We start from the raw sequence: 4,871 nt of genomic DNA, 5'->3' as shown, positions 1-4,871 counted from the left end.
AATCCTCGTAAGGAATTTCTCCTTTAAAAAACTGAATTCCTTTTTCTCCTATTCTTAATTCACGCCTTTCATATACTCTTCCAGTCTCTTCCCTTACAGTCTTTATAATAGGTTCATCTATTTTTTGAGTATATACAGTTTTAGCGAGTACTTCTCCTTCCGAATGGACAAATATTTGTTCTTCTGAATATTCATCAGAAATGGCGCCAGTTATTAATAGTTGGTCTTTTTTTACTACATCTCCTTTTCGTACTACTGCCTTTCCATTTCTAGCAATCGCCTTGACTATTACTCCTTTTTTGGTTGCAATTATATTACATGGTGTATCCATATTAATTTTTTCTGGTGGCAAATCTTGTTCTTTTACTTCTATTAACAATTTAGTACCTTTAATTTCAACAGATATAAAAGAAAAAGTATCGAATTCATTTAGCAATAAATGCTTTGTATAATCTTTATCTATTTTATACTTTATTATACCATTTTTTATATCCTCTTTTTCTAATATTTCCATAATATCTTGGGTTTTTACCTTTTCATTCCCTCTAATTTCGATATCCCATATCAAAGAAGATAAAAAAATAATTATTCCTAGAAAAATAACAAATCCAAAAGCAAGCATTTTTCTATATTTTAATCTATTCAAAATAAATGGTAACCCCTTTTTATCCACTATTTCCACTCGGCATCCTACATTATTAACGATTTCTTTAAGGGCTTTAAATCCATGAATAGTGGCTTTCATCTCCAACATTGTATAACCAACTCTATTTATATCCCAAAGATATATATCTTTGGTTGCAGCTAAATTTAAGAATCTTTCCAAAGTCAAACCTTTAACCTTAATAATAACATATCCTTTTAAAAAATTCCACGCTTTAATAACCTCCATAATAACACTCCTTAAGAGTATATCTCTATTTTTTGAATATTCCCCTTAACGATTATCTCTTCAGAAAGTATTGTCTTTAATTCCATATCTTTTCCAGAAATTTTAACTATCCCAATACTAGTATTTATTCTGAGGGTTTCTTGAGTATATTCTATTATACCTTTGTGATTAGAAATATTAACCTGTATATCTCCAATCATAATAACCTTAGGCAAATCAAGTACCACATCCTTAGGTAACTCTAAAGCTTCTGAAATATTATATTTAAAATTATCCATTTTATTTTTCATTCTAAACCCTCCTCATAATAATTTATGCCTTATATAATATGAGTATTACTAGGGATAAGAAAAAGCATATAGTTTCCTATATGCTTTTTCTCTTATTTCTAAGGCTTTTAGGTTCTGATAATATTTCTGAATATATTATGCCTTTTAATATATCTTTTTTTATCGGTATCTTTGACTTTTTACTTCTTTTGTCAGTGAAATTATCTTCTACAATAAGTTCCATCTCACTTCTATAAACTTTAGATTGAGCAGATTTTTCTCTAGTTTGTTCATTTTTAAATATGCTTTCGTCTCTAGATGGAACTCTTTTTTCTTTTACTTGTTCTTGCTCTATTTTCCTATTAGATTCTCGGATTGTTTCTTTTCTTTGTATTGGTGATGCTATTATAGATTTACCATTCCTTGGTTCTTTGTTTGTTTGTTGCCATTTTTTGCTTTTTGCTTTCTGTATTTTTTGCTTATCTTTTATACTCTTTAAAATCAAATCTATAACTACTATTAATATAAAAAACAATAAACCTTGCGGGAACATATTATCGCCCCTTAATCTTCTTTTTTATCTTCATCAGCTATTTTAGATATTGAACTTCTCATATCTGTATCAGCTAATATATTCTTCATATTATAATAATCCATAAAGCCCATATTGCCTTCTTTTAAAGCACCTGATATAGCAAGGGGTACTTCCGCCTCAGCTTCTACTACCTTAGCTTTCATAGCCTGAACTTCTGCTACCATCTCCTGCTCTTTGGCCACTGCCATTGCTCTTCTTTCTTCAGCCTTAGCTTGGGCTATACGCTTATCAGCTTCTGCTTGTTCTGTTTGTAATTTAGCTCCTATATTTCTTCCTACGTCTACATCTGCAATATCTATGGACAATATTTCAAAGGCAGTTCCTGAATCCAAACCTTTATCTAGAACGGTTTTGGATATTAAATCTGGATTTTCTAATACATCTTTGTGCCTAGCAGAACTACCTACAGTAGTAACTATACCTTCTCCTACTCTAGCTATAATAGTTTCTTCTCCTGCTCCTCCTACTAACCTTTCAATATTGGCTCTAACTGTAACTCTTGCCTTTGCCATTACCTCTATCCCATCTTTAGCAACTGCTGCAATCTGAGGCGTTTCAATAACCTTAGGATTGACACTTACCTGTACTGCTTCTAAAACATTCCTTCCTGCTAAGTCTATAGCTGCAGCCCTTTCAAACTCTAAAGGTATATTTGCTCTCTGTGCTGCAATTAATGCATCTACAAGAGTATTAACATTACCACCAGCAAGATAATGAGCTTCAAGTTTATCTATCCCTAAAGTTAAGCCTGCCTTTGTGGCTTTAATCATAGGATTGACTATTCTTGAAGGTATAACCCTTCTTAATCTCATTCCTATTAAAGTACCAATTTTAATTTTAACACCTGAAAAATATGCTGTAATCCATAATCCAACAGGTATAAAAGTAAAGAACAACATTACTAAAATTATAATTAACAAAGCAATACCTACTGTAAATACTAATGACCCTGGCATAAATTAAACCCTCCTAACGATTATTTTTGATCCTTCTACCCTTATCACTTGAATCTTTGACTGTTTTGGTATATAACCTCCATCAGATAATGCATCTAATCTTTGACCATCTATTTCTATTACCCCTGAAGGGCGAAGTTCAGAAATGGAAATCCCTTCCTTCGCTAAATATTCTTCTTTAGTAAAAGAACTTAGATAACCTTCTTCATCTTTTTGGTGAGTGGATAGAACGATTTTATCTAAAAATGGACTTCTATGCCCATATTTAATCAATAACATAGTAATAATTGCAGTTATTATAATGGCAATACTAATAGACATAAGGGCTGAGGATAAAGATCCCATTGCTAATATAGTACCTAAAATAACCAATATTATACCAGAAATACCCGGCAGCCCAAATCCGGGAACAATAGCTTCTATGACTAGAAGTATTAATCCAGTAACAAATATTGCTAATGATGTCCATTGAGAATTTCCCGCTAAAATATTACCACCAAAAAATAAACCAAAAGCAATTATACTTATAGTTCCACCGATACCAAATCCTGGTGTGAATATCTCTATTACTAACCCTACAAAACCTATTGTCAATAGTAAGGTACTCATATATTGACTAGACAAAATTTTAGCTGCTTTTAATTCTAAATTCTCTTCAACTTTAACAATATTAGTGTATGAAATGTTAAAATTGGTGAGAATTTCATCATAATCATTGGCTATTAAATCTGTAACTCCATATTCTAAAGCTTCCTTACTTGTTAAATTAAGCAATTTCCCTTTTTCAGATACACCATCAATATGAATATCTCTATCAGCCATAGCCTCGATTATTTCAGGATCTCTTCCTCTGAATTGAGCTACATCTCTCAAGAAACTTCTCCACATGGATAATATTTTTTCTGTATTGGGTATGGTTTCTGCAGAGCCTATAGTAGCACTTTCAGCCATAACTACCTTTTCTCCTGCAATTGTAATTAATACCCCTGCTGATTCAGCCTTATTATTTACAAAGGATATAGTTGGTATGTTTAAATTGATAATTAAATTTTTAATCTTTTCAGTTTCATCAATTGCTCCTCCATAGGTATCTATTTCAAATATTATTGCATTTGGAGGATTTTTAACAATCTTGTCTAATGTGTCTTGTAAAAAATTATAGGTGGCTCTATTGATTTCTCCATTAATTGGTACTACATAAACATCTCCCATATCTTCTGCATAAATAGTTATATTTAAAAATAGTAGAATTAAAAAGATTAAAGCCAAAATTCTAGTTTTTTTCAAAATTTCACCTCCTAATTCATATTATATTATTACCCTAAAGTTTATACAATAAAAATAATTATTTATTGTTATATAAATATCCAGTAAATATCATTATCCTTAGTTTTATCCCGATATTGACAAAAAACCTGGAGTATAAACCCCAGGTCTATTTTAAAATTTCTCTAACTATTTTATTAACTGTATTGCCATCAGCTCTGCCTTTTACTTTGGGCATTACAGTTTTCATCACCAATCCAATATCTTTAATGGATTTTGCTTTTACCTCATCTATGGTTGTTAAAACAATTTTTTTAATTTCTTCTTCAGTAAGTTGTTTTGGTAAATATTCAAGTAAAATTCCAATTTCATTTTGAGTTAATTCAACTAGGTCCTGTCGTTCTCCTTTTTTGAAATCTTCAATAGCATTCTTTTTTTCTTTTAATTGTTTAGATATTATTTCTAATATTTTTTCATCTCCTAGTTCAGTTCGTTGATCAACCTCTATTTGTTTTATAGCTGCTCTAACCATAGTAATAGTATTTTTTCTGACAGAGTCTTTATTTTTCATAGAAGACTTTAAATCTTCCATAAGCTTGTCTTTTAAGGCCATCAATTCACCTTCTCAATTAATATCTTCTTCTTTTTTTCCTTCTAGCTGCCTCAGATTTCTTTTTACGTCTTACACTTGGTTTTTCATAATGTTCTCTTTTTCTGTATTCGGAAAGAACACCTGAACGGGCGCATTGCCTTTTGAACCTTTTTAGTGCATTATCTAGAGATTCGTTATCTCCTACTTTGATTTCTGCCATCAACTTCTCCCTCCCCTCTTCCACTGCAAGAGTGCTCCCATATTAATTATGGAAATCGGAATACAATACTAAATCATTATA

The 4,871-nt window shown here is 31.0% G+C and carries 7 protein-coding genes; all 7 read right to left on the bottom strand.

Going from position 1 to position 4,871, the window contains the following annotated elements; all coding sequences use genetic code 11:
* A partial coding sequence (yqfD, locus tag VK998_RS10890; protein ID WP_325228214.1) for a sporulation protein YqfD occupies positions 1 to 892 on the bottom strand: 892 nt, incomplete at its 3' end.
* An 11-nt stretch (positions 893 to 903) separates the two neighbouring features.
* Positions 904 to 1,182: a sporulation protein YqfC gene (yqfC, locus tag VK998_RS10885; RefSeq protein ID WP_325228212.1), complete on the bottom strand. Its 279-nt coding sequence runs from the start codon at positions 1,180 to 1,182 to the stop codon at positions 904 to 906.
* A 76-nt stretch (positions 1,183 to 1,258) separates the two neighbouring features.
* Entirely contained in the window at positions 1,259 to 1,714 is a 456-nt protein-coding gene (locus VK998_RS10880; RefSeq protein ID WP_325228210.1) for a hypothetical protein, read from the bottom strand.
* Positions 1,715 to 1,725: 11 nt separating this feature from the next.
* Entirely contained in the window at positions 1,726 to 2,712 is a 987-nt protein-coding gene (floA, locus tag VK998_RS10875; RefSeq protein ID WP_325228207.1) for a flotillin-like protein FloA, read from the bottom strand.
* Positions 2,713 to 2,715: 3 nt separating this feature from the next.
* Complete coding sequence (locus tag VK998_RS10870) at positions 2,716 to 3,999, bottom strand: NfeD family protein (protein ID WP_325228204.1); 1,284 nt, start codon at positions 3,997 to 3,999, stop codon at positions 2,716 to 2,718.
* 148 nt (positions 4,000 to 4,147) lie between these two features.
* Complete coding sequence (locus tag VK998_RS10865; RefSeq protein WP_325228202.1) at positions 4,148 to 4,591, bottom strand: GatB/YqeY domain-containing protein; 444 nt, start codon at positions 4,589 to 4,591, stop codon at positions 4,148 to 4,150.
* A gap of 16 nt (positions 4,592 to 4,607) precedes the next feature.
* Positions 4,608 to 4,790, bottom strand: a complete 183-nt coding sequence (gene rpsU, locus VK998_RS10860; protein WP_325228199.1) for a 30S ribosomal protein S21 — start codon at positions 4,788 to 4,790, stop codon at positions 4,608 to 4,610.
* Positions 4,791 to 4,871 lie beyond the last annotated feature (81 nt).

The organism is Schnuerera sp., from assembly GCF_035459645.1.
Classification (GTDB): Bacteria; Bacillota; Clostridia; order Tissierellales; family Tepidimicrobiaceae; genus Schnuerera.
This window is presented reverse-complemented; position numbering and strand designations above follow the sequence as displayed.

Bases quoted from the DNA above. Each gene is read 5' to 3' on its own strand.
- yqfC (WP_325228212.1), bottom strand. From the start codon at position 1,182: ATGAAAAATAAAATGGATAATTTTAAATATAATATTTCAGAAGCTTTA.
- VK998_RS10880 (WP_325228210.1), bottom strand. From the start codon at position 1,714: ATGTTCCCGCAAGGTTTATTGTTTTTTATATTAATAGTAGTTATAGAT.
- floA (WP_325228207.1), bottom strand. From the start codon at position 2,712: ATGCCAGGGTCATTAGTATTTACAGTAGGTATTGCTTTGTTAATTATA.
- VK998_RS10865 (WP_325228202.1), bottom strand. From the start codon at position 4,591: ATGGCCTTAAAAGACAAGCTTATGGAAGATTTAAAGTCTTCTATGAAA.
- rpsU (WP_325228199.1), bottom strand. From the start codon at position 4,790: ATGGCAGAAATCAAAGTAGGAGATAACGAATCTCTAGATAATGCACTA.